Annotated in this window: 17 protein-coding genes and 1 tRNA gene; 13 read left to right on the top strand and 5 right to left on the bottom strand. The window is 69.1% G+C overall.

Translation table 11 applies throughout. The annotated features are described in order from the left end of the window. Window positions 1–43: 43 nt before the first annotated feature. The 10 genes from AB0L53_RS31550 to AB0L53_RS31505 all read left to right on the top strand — a co-directional run bounded on the left by AB0L53_RS31550 (window position 44) and on the right by AB0L53_RS31505 (window position 8,432). Window positions 44–1,552 carry a hypothetical protein gene (locus AB0L53_RS31550; RefSeq protein ID WP_364001468.1) on the top strand — a complete coding sequence of 503 codons (1,509 nt, stop codon included), beginning with the start codon at window positions 44–46 and terminating at the stop codon, window positions 1,550–1,552. Continuing rightward, window positions 1,549–1,935 carry a hypothetical protein gene (locus AB0L53_RS31545; protein WP_364001465.1) on the top strand — a complete coding sequence of 129 codons (387 nt, stop codon included), beginning with the start codon at window positions 1,549–1,551 and terminating at the stop codon, window positions 1,933–1,935. Before AB0L53_RS31550 ends, AB0L53_RS31545 begins: the two co-directional genes overlap by 4 nt. A 152-nt stretch (window positions 1,936–2,087) precedes the next feature. Further along, entirely contained in the window at window positions 2,088–2,312 is a 225-nt protein-coding gene (locus AB0L53_RS31540) for a hypothetical protein (RefSeq protein ID WP_364001463.1), read from the top strand. Beyond that, window positions 2,309–2,842 carry a hypothetical protein gene (locus AB0L53_RS31535; protein ID WP_364001460.1) on the top strand — a complete coding sequence of 178 codons (534 nt, stop codon included), beginning with the start codon at window positions 2,309–2,311 and terminating at the stop codon, window positions 2,840–2,842. The genes AB0L53_RS31540 and AB0L53_RS31535 overlap by 4 nt, the downstream gene beginning before the upstream one ends. Window positions 2,843–2,855: 13 nt before the next feature. Beyond that, window positions 2,856–3,305 carry a hypothetical protein gene (locus AB0L53_RS31530; protein ID WP_364001458.1) on the top strand — a complete coding sequence of 150 codons (450 nt, stop codon included), beginning with the start codon at window positions 2,856–2,858 and terminating at the stop codon, window positions 3,303–3,305. After that, window positions 3,302–4,270 carry a hypothetical protein gene (locus AB0L53_RS31525; protein ID WP_364001455.1) on the top strand — a complete coding sequence of 323 codons (969 nt, stop codon included), beginning with the start codon at window positions 3,302–3,304 and terminating at the stop codon, window positions 4,268–4,270. The genes AB0L53_RS31530 and AB0L53_RS31525 overlap by 4 nt, the downstream gene beginning before the upstream one ends. Before the next feature lie 13 nt (window positions 4,271–4,283). Further along, on the top strand, window positions 4,284–6,218 hold the full coding sequence (locus AB0L53_RS31520) for a hypothetical protein (RefSeq protein WP_364001452.1): 1,935 nt from the start codon (window positions 4,284–4,286) through the stop codon (window positions 6,216–6,218). Further along, on the top strand, window positions 6,218–6,517 hold the full coding sequence (locus tag AB0L53_RS31515; RefSeq protein ID WP_364001449.1) for a hypothetical protein: 300 nt from the start codon (window positions 6,218–6,220) through the stop codon (window positions 6,515–6,517). Before AB0L53_RS31520 ends, AB0L53_RS31515 begins: the two co-directional genes overlap by 1 nt. A 296-nt stretch (window positions 6,518–6,813) precedes the next feature. Beyond that, the gene (locus AB0L53_RS31510) at window positions 6,814–7,068 is read left to right on the top strand and encodes a helix-turn-helix domain-containing protein (RefSeq protein ID WP_364001446.1); all 255 of its coding nucleotides are present in this window, start codon (window positions 6,814–6,816) and stop codon (window positions 7,066–7,068) included. After that, the gene (locus AB0L53_RS31505; RefSeq protein WP_364001443.1) at window positions 7,065–8,432 is read left to right on the top strand and encodes a tyrosine-type recombinase/integrase; all 1,368 of its coding nucleotides are present in this window, start codon (window positions 7,065–7,067) and stop codon (window positions 8,430–8,432) included. The genes AB0L53_RS31510 and AB0L53_RS31505 overlap by 4 nt, the downstream gene beginning before the upstream one ends. A 132-nt stretch (window positions 8,433–8,564) precedes the next feature. On the opposite strand, the gene AB0L53_RS31500 is transcribed toward AB0L53_RS31505, so the two are convergent. Then, window positions 8,565–8,639, bottom strand: a tRNA-Arg gene (locus AB0L53_RS31500). A gap of 116 nt (window positions 8,640–8,755) precedes the next feature. Between AB0L53_RS31500 and AB0L53_RS31495 the strand changes: the two genes are divergently transcribed. Continuing rightward, entirely contained in the window at window positions 8,756–9,142 is a 387-nt protein-coding gene (locus tag AB0L53_RS31495; RefSeq protein ID WP_357941552.1) for a response regulator, read from the top strand. Between the two features lie 406 nt (window positions 9,143–9,548). Here the strand turns inward: AB0L53_RS31495 and AB0L53_RS31490 are convergent, their stop codons facing one another. After that, on the bottom strand, window positions 9,549–12,293 hold the full coding sequence (locus tag AB0L53_RS31490) for an AAA family ATPase (RefSeq protein ID WP_364001439.1): 2,745 nt from the start codon (window positions 12,291–12,293) through the stop codon (window positions 9,549–9,551). Window positions 12,294–12,396: 103 nt separating this feature from the next. On the opposite strand from AB0L53_RS31490, the gene AB0L53_RS31485 reads away from it, so the two are divergent. Continuing rightward, complete coding sequence (locus AB0L53_RS31485; RefSeq protein ID WP_364001436.1) at window positions 12,397–13,017, top strand: LysE family translocator; 621 nt, start codon at window positions 12,397–12,399, stop codon at window positions 13,015–13,017. Window positions 13,018–13,021: 4 nt separating this feature from the next. Then, entirely contained in the window at window positions 13,022–13,567 is a 546-nt protein-coding gene (locus AB0L53_RS31480; RefSeq protein WP_364001433.1) for a TetR/AcrR family transcriptional regulator, read from the top strand. A 90-nt stretch (window positions 13,568–13,657) separates the two neighbouring features. Here AB0L53_RS31480 and AB0L53_RS31475 read toward each other — a convergent pair whose 3' ends face one another. The 3 genes from AB0L53_RS31475 to AB0L53_RS31465 are packed head-to-tail and all read right to left on the bottom strand — an operon-like array spanning window position 13,658 to window position 16,279. Next, window positions 13,658–14,854: a hypothetical protein gene (locus AB0L53_RS31475; RefSeq protein ID WP_364001431.1), complete on the bottom strand. Its 1,197-nt coding sequence runs from the start codon at window positions 14,852–14,854 to the stop codon at window positions 13,658–13,660. Window positions 14,855–14,863: 9 nt separating this feature from the next. Beyond that, the gene (locus AB0L53_RS31470) at window positions 14,864–15,244 is read right to left on the bottom strand and encodes a Rid family detoxifying hydrolase (protein ID WP_357941542.1); all 381 of its coding nucleotides are present in this window, start codon (window positions 15,242–15,244) and stop codon (window positions 14,864–14,866) included. A 9-nt stretch (window positions 15,245–15,253) separates the two neighbouring features. Then, window positions 15,254–16,279 (bottom strand): alanine racemase, encoded by a 1,026-nt coding sequence (locus AB0L53_RS31465; protein ID WP_364001427.1) that lies wholly within the window; start codon window positions 16,277–16,279, stop codon window positions 15,254–15,256. Window positions 16,280–16,368 lie beyond the last annotated feature (89 nt).

Here is a 16,368-nt window from a genome sequence, read left to right as displayed (position 1 = left end):
TAAAAGCGACAGCGGTACCGCCACCACATTAGGAGTCCCTCTGATGTTGCTAACCAAGGCCGACCCGGAGAAGGAGAAGCGGGCTCTCGATGCCGAGCGTCTTCGGATTGAGCGCCGCCGCTTGGCCAGTGACGCCCGGCGCGCGGACGCGCGGGCAGCCGAGGCTGCCCAGCGCGACCGCGACGAGACCACCCGCGCCGAGCGTGACCGCCAGCGCGCGGAGACGCGCGACCGGTGGCGGACCCGCCTCCAGGTTGCGAGCCGACTGTCGGTCATGTCCGTGACAAACGTCGGCGTCAACGCCGTGGCGGTGGCCGGTCAGTTTCTCGTGTTCCATGCGCTGACCTGGCCTCTGATGCTGGCCGTGCTCGGCGCTGCGATCGTTGAGTCCGTCGGCGTCTATGTGTCGTGGCATGCGCATGTCGCGCGGCGCGAAGGGGATTCAGCCTGGGCGACGCGGATGATGTCGTACCTGATCGGTGCAGCGGCGGGTTACCTCAACTACACGCACGTGCCACTCGTGCCGGAGCTGTTCGCCGCCTGCTCGCTGGCCAGCCCTTGGCTATGGTCGATGCACTCGCGACACCTGCACCGCAAGGACCTGCGAGACAAGGGGCTCATCGACCCAGCGGCGCCAAAGTTCTCCCCACTGCGCTGGCTCCTGCATCTGCCGGAGACGTTCGCCGCATTCCGGTGGGCGGTCGGTGAGGGCGAGCAGTCGCCGACCGTCGCCGTCCAGGCCGTACGTGAGCGCTGCCGCGTCGAGATGACGTGGCGGTCCGTCGTCCAAGCGCAGGGTGCGGTGATCGACGCGCAGCGCTCCCAGCTCCAGCTCACCCTGACACGAATGGCGTCGCTAGCAGAGGAGACGCGCGGACTACGCCCGGACGCGGCGAAGGCCATGCACGACGCCGCCGTGTTCATCAACTCGGTCGGCACCGGTCTGCTGCCGCACTATCAGCCACCGCTCAGCCTGGCGCCCGCAGCGGACCAGCCCAGCCAGAAACCGACAGCGGAGACCCAACCGCAGCCCCGCTACCGGACCAGGCTCCGCTCCCGCTACCGGACGCCGTACCCGACCACGAAGCGGACCACGAAGCGGACCGGGCGGCGGCCGGCTGGTCCGGTAGCGGCACCGGACCGACCGGACCAGAAGCCCGCCACCGATGCTCCTGCTCCGGTCCGGCGCGAGCGGACCAAGCGGACCAGCCGCACCAAGAACCGGTCCGCCGTCAGCGGACCAGCGGACCGGGTGAACGAACTGCTCCCGCTGGGTGAGCGGATAGCTCACGAGCTCAAGCGGACCGGGCGGCGGCTCACCCGCCGCACCCTGCAGACCGCGCTGCGCGAGGCGGGCCAGACCGCCTCAACGAAGGTCGCCAACGACCTGGTCCGACTCCTCTCGGAAGCGGACCAGCCGGGACAGCGGACTGGCCGCCCGCCCCGCAAGCCCGGACCAAGAACCGGACCAGCGGACCAGCCCGGCGACCGGACCAGCGAACCGGACCACACGTCCGCCCGGACCACCGCCACGACAGGAGACGCAGCATGACCGCACTCAACGAGACCACCGTCTGCTACATGCCGATCCCCGCCTGGGACCACCTCACCGACATACCGAGTGTCGTCATCGTGGAGGCGGAGTTCCGCGCCGACAGCCCGTACCACGTCCGCCTCACGGTCGAGCGGCGGCCCGGGGTTGATGTGCCGCTGGACGTGCTCGCCGCGGGCCTGACTGGGCGCGCGGAGTGCGCGGCGCTAGCCACCTGGCCGCTGGATGAGGAGTTCGTGCGGTGGGACGTGCAGGCGGCCGGCCCGGTCGCGCTGCGAGTGCCGCGGTGGCTATTGGCGTGGCACTTGCAGAGCTTGCCGCAGATCGCTCGGGCGCCGGATTGGGACGCGTTTGCGCGGGCGTGTGTCGAGGGCGCGCCATGACTGTTCGTGACCGCGCCCATGCATGCATGCCGCTGCAGACCAGCCGGAGGCAGTTCGAGCGCGGACCTCAACGCGCGGGCGCGCCGCGCGCCGCGCGCCGCGCGCGCGAGGGGCACCGTAACACGCTCACTCATCGTGATCAAGGAGCAGCCGTGGCCGCGTCCAACCGCCGCCGGTTCGCCGAGCAGCGGATCGCCAGCGCCCGCCACACCTGGACGGAGTTCCTCAGGGCGGCCGAATGGCTGACGTCGGAGCTCAAGCAGCTCGCCGAGCATGACCCGCAGCGGGCTGCGCGCATCGCCACGGACCTGCGCACGCAGACCCGTGCGATGGCCGAGAAGTTGAACACCGAGGACGCCGAGAGGCGGCCGAGATGACGTTCGCCTTCGTCCCGCCCGAGGGCTTGCCCACCGAGCAGGTCGAGAAGACCGCCGAGCAACTTGCCCCCGCGGCCGACCCAGCACCCGCGCCGGCGCGGGCCTCCTGGCTTGAGGTCCTAGAGGACCGGGCCAAGATGCGCGGCGTGCGTACGGCGCGGCTGCCCTCGGTCGTGACGGTGCGCGCCTACCACCGCGAGCGCGAGTATGTGCCGTTCGAGGCAGGGCTGCTCGATTGGTTCGCGCGTGCGCATGGCGTCTTCGCCGTTTGCTGGTGCTTCGTGTGCACGTCGATGGCGTTCCTGGGCGCGGGCGACTACCGCCGACGCTGGCGCCGCTTCCGCGAGGAAGGACTTCCCGGCCTGTGCCACGCCCAGCTCCCAGCGCTCAAATCCTTGTCCGGGTTTCCCCGCGTGTGGATCGCTGCCTGGTCCGCCATCTGCTGGCCCGGCCTGAAGTTCTGGGGCCCGATCACGATCGGGTCCTACCTGCTGATGATCTCCCTCCCCCTCCTGCTGAACCTGCTCTGAAAGGCCATCCCTCATGATCGCTCTTGTTCTCGGTGGCGGCTTCTCGTTCGGCCTCGGCTGGGTCTTCGCAGGCATCCGCAAGAAGGACAAGCTTCCCGGCAAGCCCCTCGGCGTGATCGCCGTCCTTCTCTTGCTGCTGTTCTCGGCCAGCATGTTCCTGCTGCCAACCGGCCGCCTATTCGTCAACGCTGGTGCATTGCTCGTGGAAATGGCCACACGCGGTGCGATCGCGACCCTTGTCGGCTCAGTAGTTCTGTTCCTGCTCGCCGCCGCGTTCGCCTTCATGGCTGGCGCGGTCGTCAAGGACATCTCGAAGGACGCCAAGCCGGACATGCCGACCTTCGTGGCCTGCTCCCTTCTGTGGATCTTCGGCGGGATCGCGTTCGGCTCAGTCTGGGGACCAGTCCAGTACGACGAGTTCACCGCGGAGCTGATGCGCCAGGCCGTGGAGAACTGGTCATGAGCGACGCCCTACTCACGGTGTTCTCCGTGCTCGTGTCGTTCGCGCTGTTCGTCGTCAGCGGCTGGTTCTTCTTCCACAAGCCGGATCCGGAACACTCCGCCGAACCCCCCGAGTACAAGGTTGAACGAACCTGGACCGCGAAAACCACCCGCATCAGGATCGGCTGGTTCAAGCAGGCGCTCGGGCCGGCCGATGAGCGAGACGCTGCCCCGGGCAGCAGACCCGACGACCAAGGCGACTGCAGGCCACAGCCGGTGAAGCCCGTCGTGGTCGAGCAGATTCGGCCGCACGCCCCGCCTCCTCAGGCACCTACTGAACCTGCTCGTCCCGCTGTCGCCCCGCCCTCCCCGTCGAAGGCCGAGGTCACCGTCGAGCGGTCGCGCCCGGCTGCGCCGGTTGCGGTCGAGGCGAAGCGGCTCGACGACCAGGCCCACGACCCCGTACCCGCACCTGTGGACCTCGAAGGGATCGACATGTCGCAGGCTCCCCTCGTGCCTGCCGGTGATGGCACCGCCACCCCTCTGCCTACCGTGCCTCAGCTCCAGGAGGCGTTGGCCACGGGAGGTTTCGACAGGTTCATGGCCTGGCTGCGGGCATTCTTCAAGGCCAGCGGCCACCTCGAGAACGATGCGCGGCACGCGCACGACGACCTGATGGATGTGGCCAGGCGGGCCCGCAACAAGTACTTCCTCGCGTTGCAGGCGTTCAACGCCGTGCAGATGGACGGCCTAGACCCCCGCACGATCGGCCGCATGTGGGACGTCCTGGCCAGCGCCCAGCAGGAAGCGCACGCGGCCGCCATGGTCACGCAGTACTCGGCTGAGCTGGTGATCGCGTGCGGTGGGTCGCCGCCCGCTGTGGCATCGGCCATCCGCGCGCTCGACGACGGTCACGGCGACATCGCCCGCTCGGTGAAGGCCGCGCCCGTCCGGGTGGTGCGCAAGTTCAGCTTCTACGAGAACTAGCAAGGAGCACGACGTGGCCCGCCACACCACGCCCGAGCAGCAGGCCGACGAGCCGACCGAGCACCAGGAGGACGAGCAGGCGCAGGCCCTGGCCAAGACTGCGGCGGCCGTCGCGCGCAAGACCGCGTTCCGCTACCGCCACGCCATCGCACCACACGCCGTCGTCGCCGGTGTGTGGGGCACCGGCGTGGCCCTGTACCTCGCTGACGTGCCCGCTTGGCAAGTTCTGGCGGGCGAGGCCGCCGTGTACGCCGCGGCGGCGGCCGTGCGCGCTTTCGTACCGAAGACACGCGAGCCGCTCGCTCTGCGCTGGTGGCAGGTCGGCGCGGGGGCGTGGCTGCCTGCGGCGGCTGAGCTCGGCGCGACCGGGGTCATGCAGAGCCTGTTCTTCGCGGTCGCGGGCGCCTGGACGGTGCCGTACATGTGGCGGAACCGGTCACGCATCCTCAGGCCGGAGAAGAAGCCTCGCGAGTTGGAGGCGGCGCAGCAAGCCAAAGCTCTGGAGACGGACCCGACCGTGACGCGGTGGAACATCAAGACAGCGGGTAAGCGCGGTGCTCTGCCTGGCGCGGTGCTGGCCGGCCGCCAGGAGTTCGCGCATGGCGGCGCTGAAGGGGTGCGCTACCGCATCGGGCTGGACGGGCAGACGACTGAGGACGCCATGGCCGCGCGCAAGCGGATCTGCTCCGACTTTGGCCGCGCGATCAACTACGTGCACGTGGAGGAACCGGAGGGCGGCGAGCAGAACGCCGCCATGGTGACGTTCTTGAAGAAGCTGGCGGTCGAGGACCCGCAGCTCTGGACTGAGCCGCTGATCAACATGGAGACCGGCGTCATGCCGATCGGCCCGTTCGAGGACGGCGCGGGCGACTCGGCGTTGCAGGTGTGGGAGCCGGGGTCAGGGCCGCTGCCGTGCGGCATCTTCGGGTCGATGCGGACGGGCAAGAGCTCCATCTTGAAGATCGCCGTGGCGGAGTTCGCCCGCACCGGCGGCAAGATCGTGCTCGATTACCTGGACCCGCAGGGCGGGCAGAGCTGCCCGTCTTTGCTGCCGTACACGCCGAACGCGCGCGGCATCGACGAGATCCGCGACCGTCTGCGCGCGTATCGGGAGGAGATGCGCCGCAGGAACGAGTTCTTGGCCACCGTGGAGTGGACCGATGAGGAAGGGGAGGCCCAGCTCGGCGTCCAGTCTTACGACTATCCGGGCGCGCACGGGCTGGACATGCGGATCACCGCCATCGACGAGTTCCACAAGGTGGCCCGGCACGACGACCTCGCCGAGATCGTGTACGACATTCTCGCCGAAGGCTCCAAGTGCGGCATGACGGTGTGGATCCTCGACCAGAACGTGTACGTCAACAGCCTGGGCGGCGGCGACATCCTTGCTCTGGTCACCTCTGGCAACGTGGTGGTCACCCGAAACAGTGACGCCCGGATCGCCTCGGCCACTTTCGGGGCGCGGATGGCCGCGTACCCGCATCTGATCAAGCTGCACTTCCCCGGCACGCAGAAGCCGACGAAGGGCTGCGCCTACCTGCTCGGCGCCACGTCGCGGCCGGTGATGACGCGCGCCCGCCACATCCCGAAGATGCGTGCGGCGATGCAAGGCACGACGTCGCCCAGCTTGACCTGGATGGGCGGGAGGTCGGGCGCGCCCGCGCCGGCTCGGTCGGAGCACAACGAGGTGGCGGCCCAGGAGGTCGTCAGTCTCGACGCGCCCGTGCAACTCGCCGCGCTCGACCCGGGCGACGTCGCCGCGGCGCAGGAGGTGGTGCTGTCGCTGCTGGCCAGTGCCAGCGAGGGCTTGACGGGGCCAGAGGTGACGGTCCGGTCGGGGCTGTCGTTGCCGGTGGCGTTCCGCGTGGCTGCGTCGCTGACCGAGCAGGGCCGAGCACGCATGGCCGGTGACCGGTACGTGATCGCGGACAGAGAGCGGGTGGCGTGATGGGCGCGATGGCGCGGTTGCTGGTCATGGTGGCGTGGCTGTGCTCATCGCAGGCGGCGGCACGGGTGGTGGGGGTGAGCACTGATCTGGGCGTGGTGGTGCCTGCGGTGGTGCTGGTGTCGTCGGCCCTGGTCCCCCTGATGGAGGTCGGCGCTCGTCTCCTGCCTGTGGCGGCGACGGTCACCGCATCCTGGCTCTTGGCGGCTCTGACGTGGGGCGAGGGATGGGCATCTGCGCTGGTCGCGTCCGCGTTGGCGCTGATGCTGTGGCTGTCTCGGGAGAGCGGCGGCCAGGCATGACAGTCGCTCTGCGACAAATGCGACACATGAGCACTAACGCGCACAAGTAGATATTGACGTGATGTGACGTTACTTGCTGGACAAAGCCACTCATTGCGCTAATGTGTCCACGTCACGACTGTAACGAAAGTTACGACAGGACAGACATTAGCCTCCAGCCCACCACCTGAACACCCGAGATCGGAACGGTAGCCGCTGCTACCGAGCAAGACCGGCCCCGAGCGCACGCCTGCCAGCACATCGCCCGGGGCCGAACTCCCGCCCAATCCACACGACAAGGAAGGAGCGCTCCCATCATGGCGCGCACAAGCAGGTCCACGCGTCGTACCGCAGCCAAATCCAAGGCCCCCAGCTCGACCGGAGCCAGCGGCGACGATGAGTGGCTGACCCTCGACGAGGTCTGCACGAAGCTGAAGGTTTCTCGCCGCACCTGGGACAGGTGGCAGGAAAGAGGCCAAGCCCCCCGTTCCATCCGGCTCCCCGGCAATGGTCCCTACCGCATCCGCCCAGAGTGGCTGCAGGAATGGCTCGACACCCAGGAGCAGGCGTGAAGAGCTACAACGTTCGGTTCTGGAAGATCACGGTCCGCAAGGGCAAGCGCGCGCCGTACATGCTCCGGTGGGTCGTCGAAGGCAGGATCTTCAACGAGTCGTTCACGACTCACGGCCTGGCGGACTCTCGCCGCTCCGAGCTCATGGCAGCAGCCCGCAAGGGCGAGGCATTCGACACTGAGACGGGGCTGCCGGAGTCGATGCATCGGGAGGACCAGGACATCACCTGGTTTCAGCATGCGCTCGACTACGTTGCCAAGAAGTGGCCGAGAGCGTCCGCCAACTCCCGGCGTTCCATCGTCGAGAGCATGATTGCTGTGACGCCGGTCCTGACCCGCAACCTGCGCGGCGCGCCCGACCCCGAGACACTGCGTGACGCCCTGCGGTGGGCATTCATCCCAACCCGGCCTGAGGACGAGCGGCCGGACGATGTGCAGGCGGCGCTACGGTGGCTGCACAGGGTATCCCTGCCGCTGGCCGCCCTGACCGAGCGCAAGGTTGTCGCTAAGGCCCTCGACGCCTGCGCCACGCAACTCGACGGCAGAGAAGCCTCACCGGAGTACTACCGGCGGCGCCGCCGGATCTTCTACAACTCGCTGCGATACGCCGTCGTTGAGGAACGGCTGGGGGCGAACCCGCTCGACGACAAGGCGCTCAGGAGCGACTGGGCCCAGCCCGACGTGGACGACGCGGTGGACCCGCGCGCGGTGGGCAACCCCCGTCAGATCGCCGAAGCGTTCATCGCGTGCAGCTATGTCGGCCGCCGTCAGGGGGAGCGCTTCGTAGCCTTCTTCGGCTGCATGTACTACGCGATGATGCGCCCGGCCGAGGTGAGCCGACTGCGACGGGCCGACTGCCACTTGCCGGACTCGGGGTGGGGAAAGCTCATCCTGGAGGCGTCCAAGCCCGAGGTCGGCAAGGACTACACCGACAGCGGCGAAGTGCACGACGACCGCTCTTTGAAGGGGCGGTCGAAGAAGACCGTCCGGGTGGTGCCGATTCCGCCCGAGCTGGTGGCGTTATTACGTGGGCACATCGCCCAGTTCGGGGTGGCCGAGGACGGCCGAGTGTTCCGCTCCGAGAGCGGACGTCCGGTCCCGAAGTCCACCTACTCACGGTTATGGAAGAAGGTCCGCACGCTCGCGCTCGCGTCTGAGGAGCTCGTCACGCCGCTGATGGGCAAGCCATACGACTTGCGGCACGCGGGGGTCACCTGGCGGTTGTCCGCTGGGGTGCCTGCGGCTCAGGTGGCCGAGTGGGCGGGGCACAGCGTGGAGGTCCTGCAGCGGATCTACCACCGATGCATGGCCGGTTACGACGAGGTGTGGATCGAGCGCATGAATCGCGCCCGAGAGGACAGCTGATGATCAAGGGAACGCGTATGGCACGCGGAATTCGTCTCAACGTGCCGAACAGTGTCGCAGAATGGCATGGCCAGGCGATCAAGGAAACAAGCAAAAAGCCAGGTCAGACGGTGTCTGACCTGGCTGTCGAAATGGTGCCCCCTGTAGGATTCGAACCTACGCACCCGGCTCCGGAGGCCGGTGCTCTATCCCCTGAGCTAAGGGGGCTCAACGAGTGATAAGGCTACCAGTATCGGGCCACCACTCCGCACCACGATAAAGGTCCAGCCACACATCCAAGGAAAACCCCACGTGACCGCGCCACTACGGGTAGCTTTGCGGCCGTGGGCGAGGTTCTTGGCAGGGTACTGGTCGTGGACGATGACGAGGTCATCCGTCAGTTGATCGCGGTGAACTTGAGCCTGGAAGGGTTCGAAGTCGCCACCGCCACCGATGGGCAGGACTGTCTCGAGCGGGTGCTCGATGTCATGCCCGATGTCATCACGCTTGACGTGATGATGCCGTTTCTTGACGGCTGGGTGACAGCGGAGAGGCTGCGTACCGATGAGGCGACCAGTCACATCAAGGTCGTGTTGATCACGGCGCGGGCGCAGGACGACGACAAGCGGCGGGGGCGAGGGATCGGCGTCGACGCCTATCTCACCAAGCCGTTCGACCCGGCGGAGCTCATTGAGGTGGTCCGCGATCTTGCGGCGGGAAGCCGGGTCTGAGCCCCACTCGTTTCGTTCAACGAGTGAGTGGGGTTGAGCTCAAGCGCCTCGATGGGCGTTGAGATCGAGCGGCCTCGATGGTGATCGCCGTCAATCAGGTCGCTGTTCGGGTGAAGGATTCTGGTAGGGGTTTGGGTCGGGCGGGGTGGGCAGTTGCGGCGCAGAATGCGCGAAGTGTCCCGATGTGCCGACCTCAGGGCCCGTCGACGTCGTCGTCGGGCCACTCCCCCACCACCGAAGCGTCAGCGTCCGCCACAGCCAGGCACGCGGGGCTATCGGTCCTCGGCCCAGTGCAGGCGTGCGGGTGGCATAGAGCGATAGAGCTAGGGCAGCACGCAGGGCCACGGGCGCCCAGTGCAGCCGCGTGAGGGCACAGGGCAAGAGGAGCGCACGAAGGACGTCGGGGCTACAGCAGTGCGCGTGTCCGGGCCTCCGCCGCAGCCTGCGTACGCGTAGAGACCTCCAGCTTGCCCAAGATGTTGGACACGTGCACGCTCACCGTCTTCTGCGCGATGAACAGCCGTTCCGCGATCTCCCGGTTCGTCAACCCCTCCGCCACCAGCCTCAGCACCTCGGTCTCGCGTGCCGTCAGGCCCCCGTCGCCATGCCCGCCGCCGCCGGTGGTGAAGCGGGCTCGGCGGGCGAAGTCGCTCAACGCGGTCTCCAGCGGTGTGGCACGGAGTTTGCCGGCTGCCTCGCGGGCCAGGTCCCACTCGGCCTGGGCTTCTGTACGGGCGCCTGCTGCCAGCAAGGCCTCCGCGAGGCGCCAGCGGGCGCGGGCTGCCTCGTAGACGAAGCCGAAGTCGAAGGCCGCCACCACGCGCCGCCACAGCTCCACGTCGAGGCGGCCGTGGACGCGGTGCCATTCGGCCTCCGCTCGCAGGGCCCAGGCTTGGCCCTCCGGGCCCATGGGGCCGCGTTCGCCCACTGGGCCGGATTCGACGGCGAAGCGGACGCGGTTGAGGAGGTCGTCGGCGCCCTCTACCTGGCCTAGGTCGGCTAGTGCCCACAAACCGATGGCGGCGACGCGCAAAGTGCCCGTCTCGCCGGGTTCGAGGGTGGCCATGGCGGCCTCTACGTGTTCGAGGGCCAGGGCGGGGTCGCCGCACCAGAGGGCGTGTTCGGCGGCCATGCCTCGGGACATGTAGGCGACGAGTATGTCGGACCAGAACGGGCGCAGCCAGTTGAGGCGGGCTTCGACGGCGGGCAGCCCGCGGGCGACCTCTACGAACAGGGCGAACGATGACAGGACCGCCTCCGGCAGTGTGCCGACGCGGGCGCCGAAGCCGGCGGCGGTGGCCTCGGCTTCGTCCCATTCGCCGGCCACGTAGTGGATCAGGAAGCGGAGGAAGCGCAGATCGGTGCCGTAGGTGCTCCAGTTGAGGCCGGTTTCGACCGCCAGCTGGATGCCCGCGTCGGCGATCTCGGCCGCCTCTACGAGCAGGCCCTGCTCGTAGAGGATGCGGGCGTAGTGGAAGCGGGCACGGAGATCCATGGCCAGGTGGCCGGTGTTCGCGGCGGCGGCGGTCTGGGCGAGTGAGCGGGCCCGGGTCATGTCGCCTTCGTTCTCGGCGTGCAGGGCCAGGGTGAGAAGGGCGCCCGCTTCCGCGTCGCGGGCGCCTGCGGCTCTGGCCGTCTCGATGGCCCGGCGGGCGATGTCCTCGGCTTCGGCGTGCCAGGCGGACCAGGTGATCGTGCGGGCATGGGTGGCCAGGGCTCGGGCGAGGGTGGGCTGGTCGGCGGCGGCTTCGACGGCACGTTGGGCCGCGGCGATGGCGCCTTCCTGGTCGTCGAGCTCGACCAGGTAATAGGCCAGCCGCTCGTTGACCTCGGAGGTCGGGGGCAGGGCGCGCAACTGCTGGACGGCGCGGTGGTTGTCGCCGCTGTCGGCCGCCATCACCGCGCTCCGGAAGGCCAGCGTGGCCCGCTCCTCACCGGCGAGTTCGGCGGCGTCGGGGACTCGGTCCCACAGGCTCAGCGCCCGGTCGTAGTGGCTGTGGGCTTCGGCGGGCGCGCCCAGGCGCTCGGCCAGCCTGCCCGCCTTCGCGGAAGCGGCCAGAGCCCCCGCCAGGTCGTGGCCGGCCAGGTGGTGGTGGGCGAGCTCGGCGGGCGAGGTGAGCAGTCGTGCGAAGTCGGCGTGCAGTCTGCTGCGCTCTCCGGGCAGCAGGTCGGTGTAGGCGGCTTCCTGCAGCAGAGCGTGCCGGAAGGCGTAACCGTAGCCGTCGACGCGGAGCAGGCCGCGCGAGACGATCTCGCGTACGGCCTCCTCGAAGTCGGCCAGCGGGAGCCCGGAGACCTCGCGCAGCAGCTCGTCCTCGACGCGGCGACCGGCGACCGCGGCGGCGCGCAGCACGCGCTGGCCGGGCTCGGACAGCACCTCGACCCGGGACATCAGCAGGCTCGCCAGCCCGTCGGGCAGGGTGTCGCCCTCGGCCACGGCGGCGAACAGCTCCTCGGCATAGAACGGGTTGCCGCCCGCACGGGTGACGATCACGCCGAGCTCCTGTGCGTCCACATCACCCAAGGTCGCGACGTAGTCGGACATTTCGCCGGAGTCGAGAGGGCCAAGCTCCAGGTGGGTGACGCTGGGCAGGCGCTTCAGCTCGGCCAGCACCGGCCGCAGGGGGTGACGGCGGTGCAGGTCGTCGGTGCGGTAAGTGCCGACGACGCACACGCGCTCGCTCTGCACCATGCGGCTCAGGAACACCAGCAGGTCACGCGTCGAGCGGTCGGCCCAATGCAGGTCCTCGATCACGAACAGCACCGGCTGGACCTCGGCCAGCAGCCCCAGCAGCGAGCCGAACAGCCGCTGCTGCGTGAGCCCGGCCGGAGGCGCGCTCTCCACGCCCGGCAGCAGCTGGCCGAGCAGGGGGTGGGCGGCGGCCGCCTCGCGGACGGCGGGCTCGGCGCCGCGCAGGGCGTCGGCGAGGGGGAGGTAGGGCAGTGTGTCGCCGAGCTCGGCGCACTGCCCGACCAGCACGTTGAAGCCACGGGAACCGGCCTCGGCGACCAGCTCGGACACCAGCCGGGTCTTGCCGATGCCGGCGTCGCCGCCGACGAGCGCCACCTCGGCGGTGCCGAGTGCGGCGGATTCGAGCACGCGCGCGAGTCTCGCCAGCTCAGCAGCGCGCCCGACCAGGAGACCCTTCACGGCAGCAACTATGCCACGCCTGGCCGACATTCCGATTGGCCCAGGAACGGGGTACCCGATTGGCTCTCAACAGCGGGCCAAAGCCACTTTACGCTTATATTTCATGATCCCTTGGTCCACGTACGTGCTCTTCGTGGGCGCCTCGCTCGCGCTGGTGCTCATCCCCGGCCCGAACCACCTCTACATCACCGCCAGGGGCCTTTCTCAGGGCCGGGCGGCGGGGCTGGCCAGCGCGTTCGGTGTGGAGACCGGCACGCTGGTGCACATCGTGGCGGCCGCGGCCGGGCTCTCGTACCTGATCACCAGGTCCGCGACGCTGTTCGGGATCGTCAAGTGGGCAGGAGTCGCCTATCTCGTCTATCTGGGGGTACGCGCGCTCACCGGCAAGGAGCAGGCCGAGTCCGAGGTGTCGCAGCCGGCGCAGCCGCTCGGCAAGGTGTTCCTCGAAGGTGTCGTGGTGAATCTGCTCAATCCCAAGGTCACGCTGTTCTTTCTGGCGTTGCTGCCGCAGTTCGTGAAGCCGTCGGCGGGGTCGCCGGCGCTGCAGATCGTGGTGTTCGGTGCCACGCTTCTGGTGCTGGGGGTGCTCTCCGATCTGGTGTACGCGTTCACCGCCGGGGCGCTCGGCGCCCGCCTCGTCAGGAGGGCCAGGGGGCTGCGGCTCTTCAGCGGTGTGGTGTACCTGGGGCTGGGCGTGATCACGGCGTTCGCCGGGAGAAAATGAGCGCATGGCGCCGAGGAAGCAGCAGGAGATCTTCGACGCGACGCTGCTGCTGGTCGCGGAGAAGGGCTATGACGGTCTGACCGTCGAGGGCGTGGCCGAGCGGTCAGGCGTCAACAAGACGACGATCTACCGGTGGTGGCCGTCCAAGGCCGCGCTGCTGGGGGCGGCGTTGGTGGAGGCGGAGGCGCTGGAGTTCGAGGCGCCGGACACGGGGAGCCTGCGTGGCGATCTCGTCGCGCTCGTGGAGGGGGTCAGGCGGCTCCTCACCCAGCCGCCGGCCAGGGACATCGCGGTGGCCGCGCTCGGCGCCGCCGTACGCCATCCCGAGCTCGACGCGCGGCGGTTTTTCGCGGACCGGTTCGCGCGGGAGCGGCAGGTCTTCGAGCGTGCGGTACGGCGGGGCGAGCTGAAGCGGTCGGTCGACCCGATGCTGGTGGTCGATCTGCTGGCCGGGGCGGTGTGGATCAGGGCGGTGTTCCGGGGGTTGCCGCTCACGGACGACTTCGCGAGTCAGGCGGTGTCCATGGTGCTCGATGGTGTCATGTCCTAAGGGACGACTTCGCGAGCCAGGCAGTGTCCGTGGTGCTTGGTGGCGGTGTCATGTCTTAGTGGGATAAATCGGGACCGCCCACGCAGCCTGTCAGAGGGCCTCGGCAAGTGCGGCCGGAATGCGGTCCAGCACCGGGTACGACATCAGTCCATAGGCGTAAAAGTCCACCGCCAACGCCCCCGCCGCCTTGGCCCCCCGCGCCTTCGCGACCAGCCGGTCGGCCGAGTCGCTGTCGGGGTAACCGGGCCGCAGCACCGCGCGCACCTCCCGATCCTTGCCCACCGACCGCAGGTACGCGCCCACATCGTCGGCCACCCGGGCGGCGTCGCGCGCGTAGGCGAGCACGCCGAACGCGGGCACGAGATCGCCGAGCGCCACCAGATCCACGCCCAGCTGCCAGGCGTCATGCGCGGCCAGGCCGGGCGAGGGCAGCCCGTCGGTGTAGCCCTTGACGGCGCCGGTGGAGTCGATGAACACCAGCTTGGAGCCCTCGTCCGCCACGGCGGAGGCCACCTCGGAGACCAGCGTGGTGACGGTCTCCGACCGGGCGCGGGCGTAGGCGACCACCTCAGGCCCTGCGTACGCCGTCAGCGCCGCCCGGGTCACCTCGCCCTGCGCGGGCGGATCGCCGTCGAACACCCCGCCCACGATCCTGGCGCACTCCTCGCGGGCCACCTCGGCGTTGACGCCCAGGTCGGTGGCCCGGCGCATGCAGTAGTCGCAGAAGCACAGGCCGAACAGGTAGGCGTCCATCGGCCCGAGCGGCACGAACGAGCGCTGCGGTTTGAGCGGCCTGAAGTGCAGCGACTCGGCCACGACACTGTCGACGCCGAGCCGGGCGACCGCCCTGGACAACGCGACGGCGTACTGCCGCACATCGGGATGCGCCGGGCACAAGTCGGTGAGCGAACCTCGATCGCCGAAGCAGTCGCGTACCGTCACATCTGGATGCTGGGTGCCGATCGTGGCATTGCGCAGGAAAACCGTCCAGCCATGGAGCTTCAGCCCTCGCTCCGAACAGGCTTCGCGCAGGCCGTCGAGCGCGTTCTGGTATCCGGCCGTCGGCCTGAGCCGCAGACCGGAGAACAGGTCGGCCGGCGGGACGAAGTGGGCGCCGTCGTGGCGGAGCGTGAGCCTGGACAGTCCGTGCGGGGTGACGTCGCGGGAGGCGTGGTGTACGGCGCCGACCGTGACGCCCGCCACGCCGTACCCGCTGATCCTGTCGAGCACCCGCTCGACGCCCTCGCCGCGTAGATCTTCGACGAAGACGTACACCGAACTGTCCACGGACCGACCTTACGCGCTCTTGTGCGCGACGAAGTCGATCTCCACCAGGATGTCCATCAGGTCCGAGCCGACGGTCGTACGGACCGGGTACGGCTGGCTGAAGTACGACTTGTACACCTCGTTGTAGGCGGCGAAGTCGCGCTTGAGATGCTGCAGGTGAACCGTGGCCTTGACCACGTCGTCGAAGCCGAGGCCGTGGGCGGCGAGAATGGCGCCGAGGTTGCGCATGGTCTGGTGGGTCTGGGCGGCCACGTCGTCGCCGACGACCTCACCGGTCTGCGGGTCGAGCGGCCCCGCGCCCGAGGTGTAGACGAAGTCGCCGACGACCAGACCTTGGGAGTACGCGCCGACCGGGGCCGCGCCCTCGGTGGTCCTCAATTCCTTCTTCACAGCATCTCCCTAACCAAATTGGGTGCTTATTGTGCCGACGCGGCGGTAGTCCCGGTCGACCACCGGGAGCGTGCGCCACTTGTCGAAGGCGGTGCACGGGTGCGAGATGCCGAAGGCGAGCAGGTCGCCCGGCTTGAGCCCGTCGGCGCGGACGACCGTGTGCTGGTCCTGCATCTTCACGATCGTGACGCCGCCGCGCCTGGGAACGGGCAGGCCCTCGTCGTACGGCGCGTCGCGCTTGCCCAGGCCGACGATCGCCAGCCCCGGCTCGGGTGTGGACAGCACGTGCGCCCACACCTCCATCGCGGGCCGCAGCTCGCCGGGCACGCGGTTGAAGGGCGTGCGCTCTCGGTAGTAGCCGTCGTCGTGGGTGACGTACGCTCCGGCGCGCAGGACGATCCTGGCCTGGGTGGCGACGAGCTCGCGCCCGATCACGTCGAACCACTGGCTGCCGCCGACGGTCAGGATGGGATTCTTGACGCGGATGTGCTCGGCGGCATCCTGCAGCAGATACAGATATTTCCGGACCTCGGGCGCCGTCTTCAGCGCCCCTTCGTACCCGGCGATACCGGCCAGCTCCACCCCGTCGGTCCGCTGCACATACGCGGCCACCTCCAACAGCTGGTCCAGCGTCCGGCACCCGGCCCGCCCGCCCGCATGCCCGAGCTCGACCAGCACGCTGAACGGCCGCGACGAGGCATGCCGGGCCAGGATGTCCACCCCTGCTACGGAGTCCACGAACGACAGGAAGTCGAAGCCCGGGTCGGCGGCCAGCTCCGTCGCCGCCCACTCCAGCCCGGCCGGGTCCACCATCTGGTTGGCCACCATGACCCTGGCCGCCCCGAACTCCCGCACCGCCATCGCCTGCCGCGCCGTCGCCACGGTGAGCGCCCACGCGCCCGCTTCGAGCTGCATGGTGGCGATCTCTCGGGACATGTGCGTCTTGGCGTGCGGCGCCAGCTCCATGCCGTGATCGCGGGCGAAGGCGGCCATGGTCGCGATGTTGTGCTCCAGCGCCTCCTGATGCACGACCATCAGGGGGAGGGTGGCCCCGTCGAAGACGGACCGATTGTGTTCGTGGATTCCCTGCACAACACCCCCATTTGTCCGCGCCTGACCCTATC

The sequence above is a fragment of the Nonomuraea sp. NPDC052129 genome, assembly GCF_040680095.1.
Taxonomy (GTDB): domain Bacteria; phylum Actinomycetota; class Actinomycetes; order Streptosporangiales; family Streptosporangiaceae; genus Nonomuraea.
Note: the sequence above shows the minus strand (reverse complement) of the source record. Positions and strands in the feature narration are given on the sequence as shown.

Bases quoted from the DNA above. Each gene is read 5' to 3' on its own strand.
- AB0L53_RS31550 (WP_364001468.1), top strand. From the start codon at position 44: ATGTTGCTAACCAAGGCCGACCCGGAGAAGGAGAAGCGGGCTCTCGAT.
- AB0L53_RS31545 (WP_364001465.1), top strand. From the start codon at position 1,549: ATGACCGCACTCAACGAGACCACCGTCTGCTACATGCCGATCCCCGCC.
- AB0L53_RS31535 (WP_364001460.1), top strand. From the start codon at position 2,309: ATGACGTTCGCCTTCGTCCCGCCCGAGGGCTTGCCCACCGAGCAGGTC.
- AB0L53_RS31530 (WP_364001458.1), top strand. From the start codon at position 2,856: ATGATCGCTCTTGTTCTCGGTGGCGGCTTCTCGTTCGGCCTCGGCTGG.
- AB0L53_RS31525 (WP_364001455.1), top strand. From the start codon at position 3,302: ATGAGCGACGCCCTACTCACGGTGTTCTCCGTGCTCGTGTCGTTCGCG.
- AB0L53_RS31515 (WP_364001449.1), top strand. From the start codon at position 6,218: ATGGGCGCGATGGCGCGGTTGCTGGTCATGGTGGCGTGGCTGTGCTCA.
- AB0L53_RS31510 (WP_364001446.1), top strand. From the start codon at position 6,814: ATGGCGCGCACAAGCAGGTCCACGCGTCGTACCGCAGCCAAATCCAAG.
- AB0L53_RS31485 (WP_364001436.1), top strand. From the start codon at position 12,397: ATGATCCCTTGGTCCACGTACGTGCTCTTCGTGGGCGCCTCGCTCGCG.
- AB0L53_RS31480 (WP_364001433.1), top strand. From the start codon at position 13,022: ATGGCGCCGAGGAAGCAGCAGGAGATCTTCGACGCGACGCTGCTGCTG.
- AB0L53_RS31465 (WP_364001427.1), bottom strand. From the start codon at position 16,279: ATGGTCGTGCATCAGGAGGCGCTGGAGCACAACATCGCGACCATGGCC.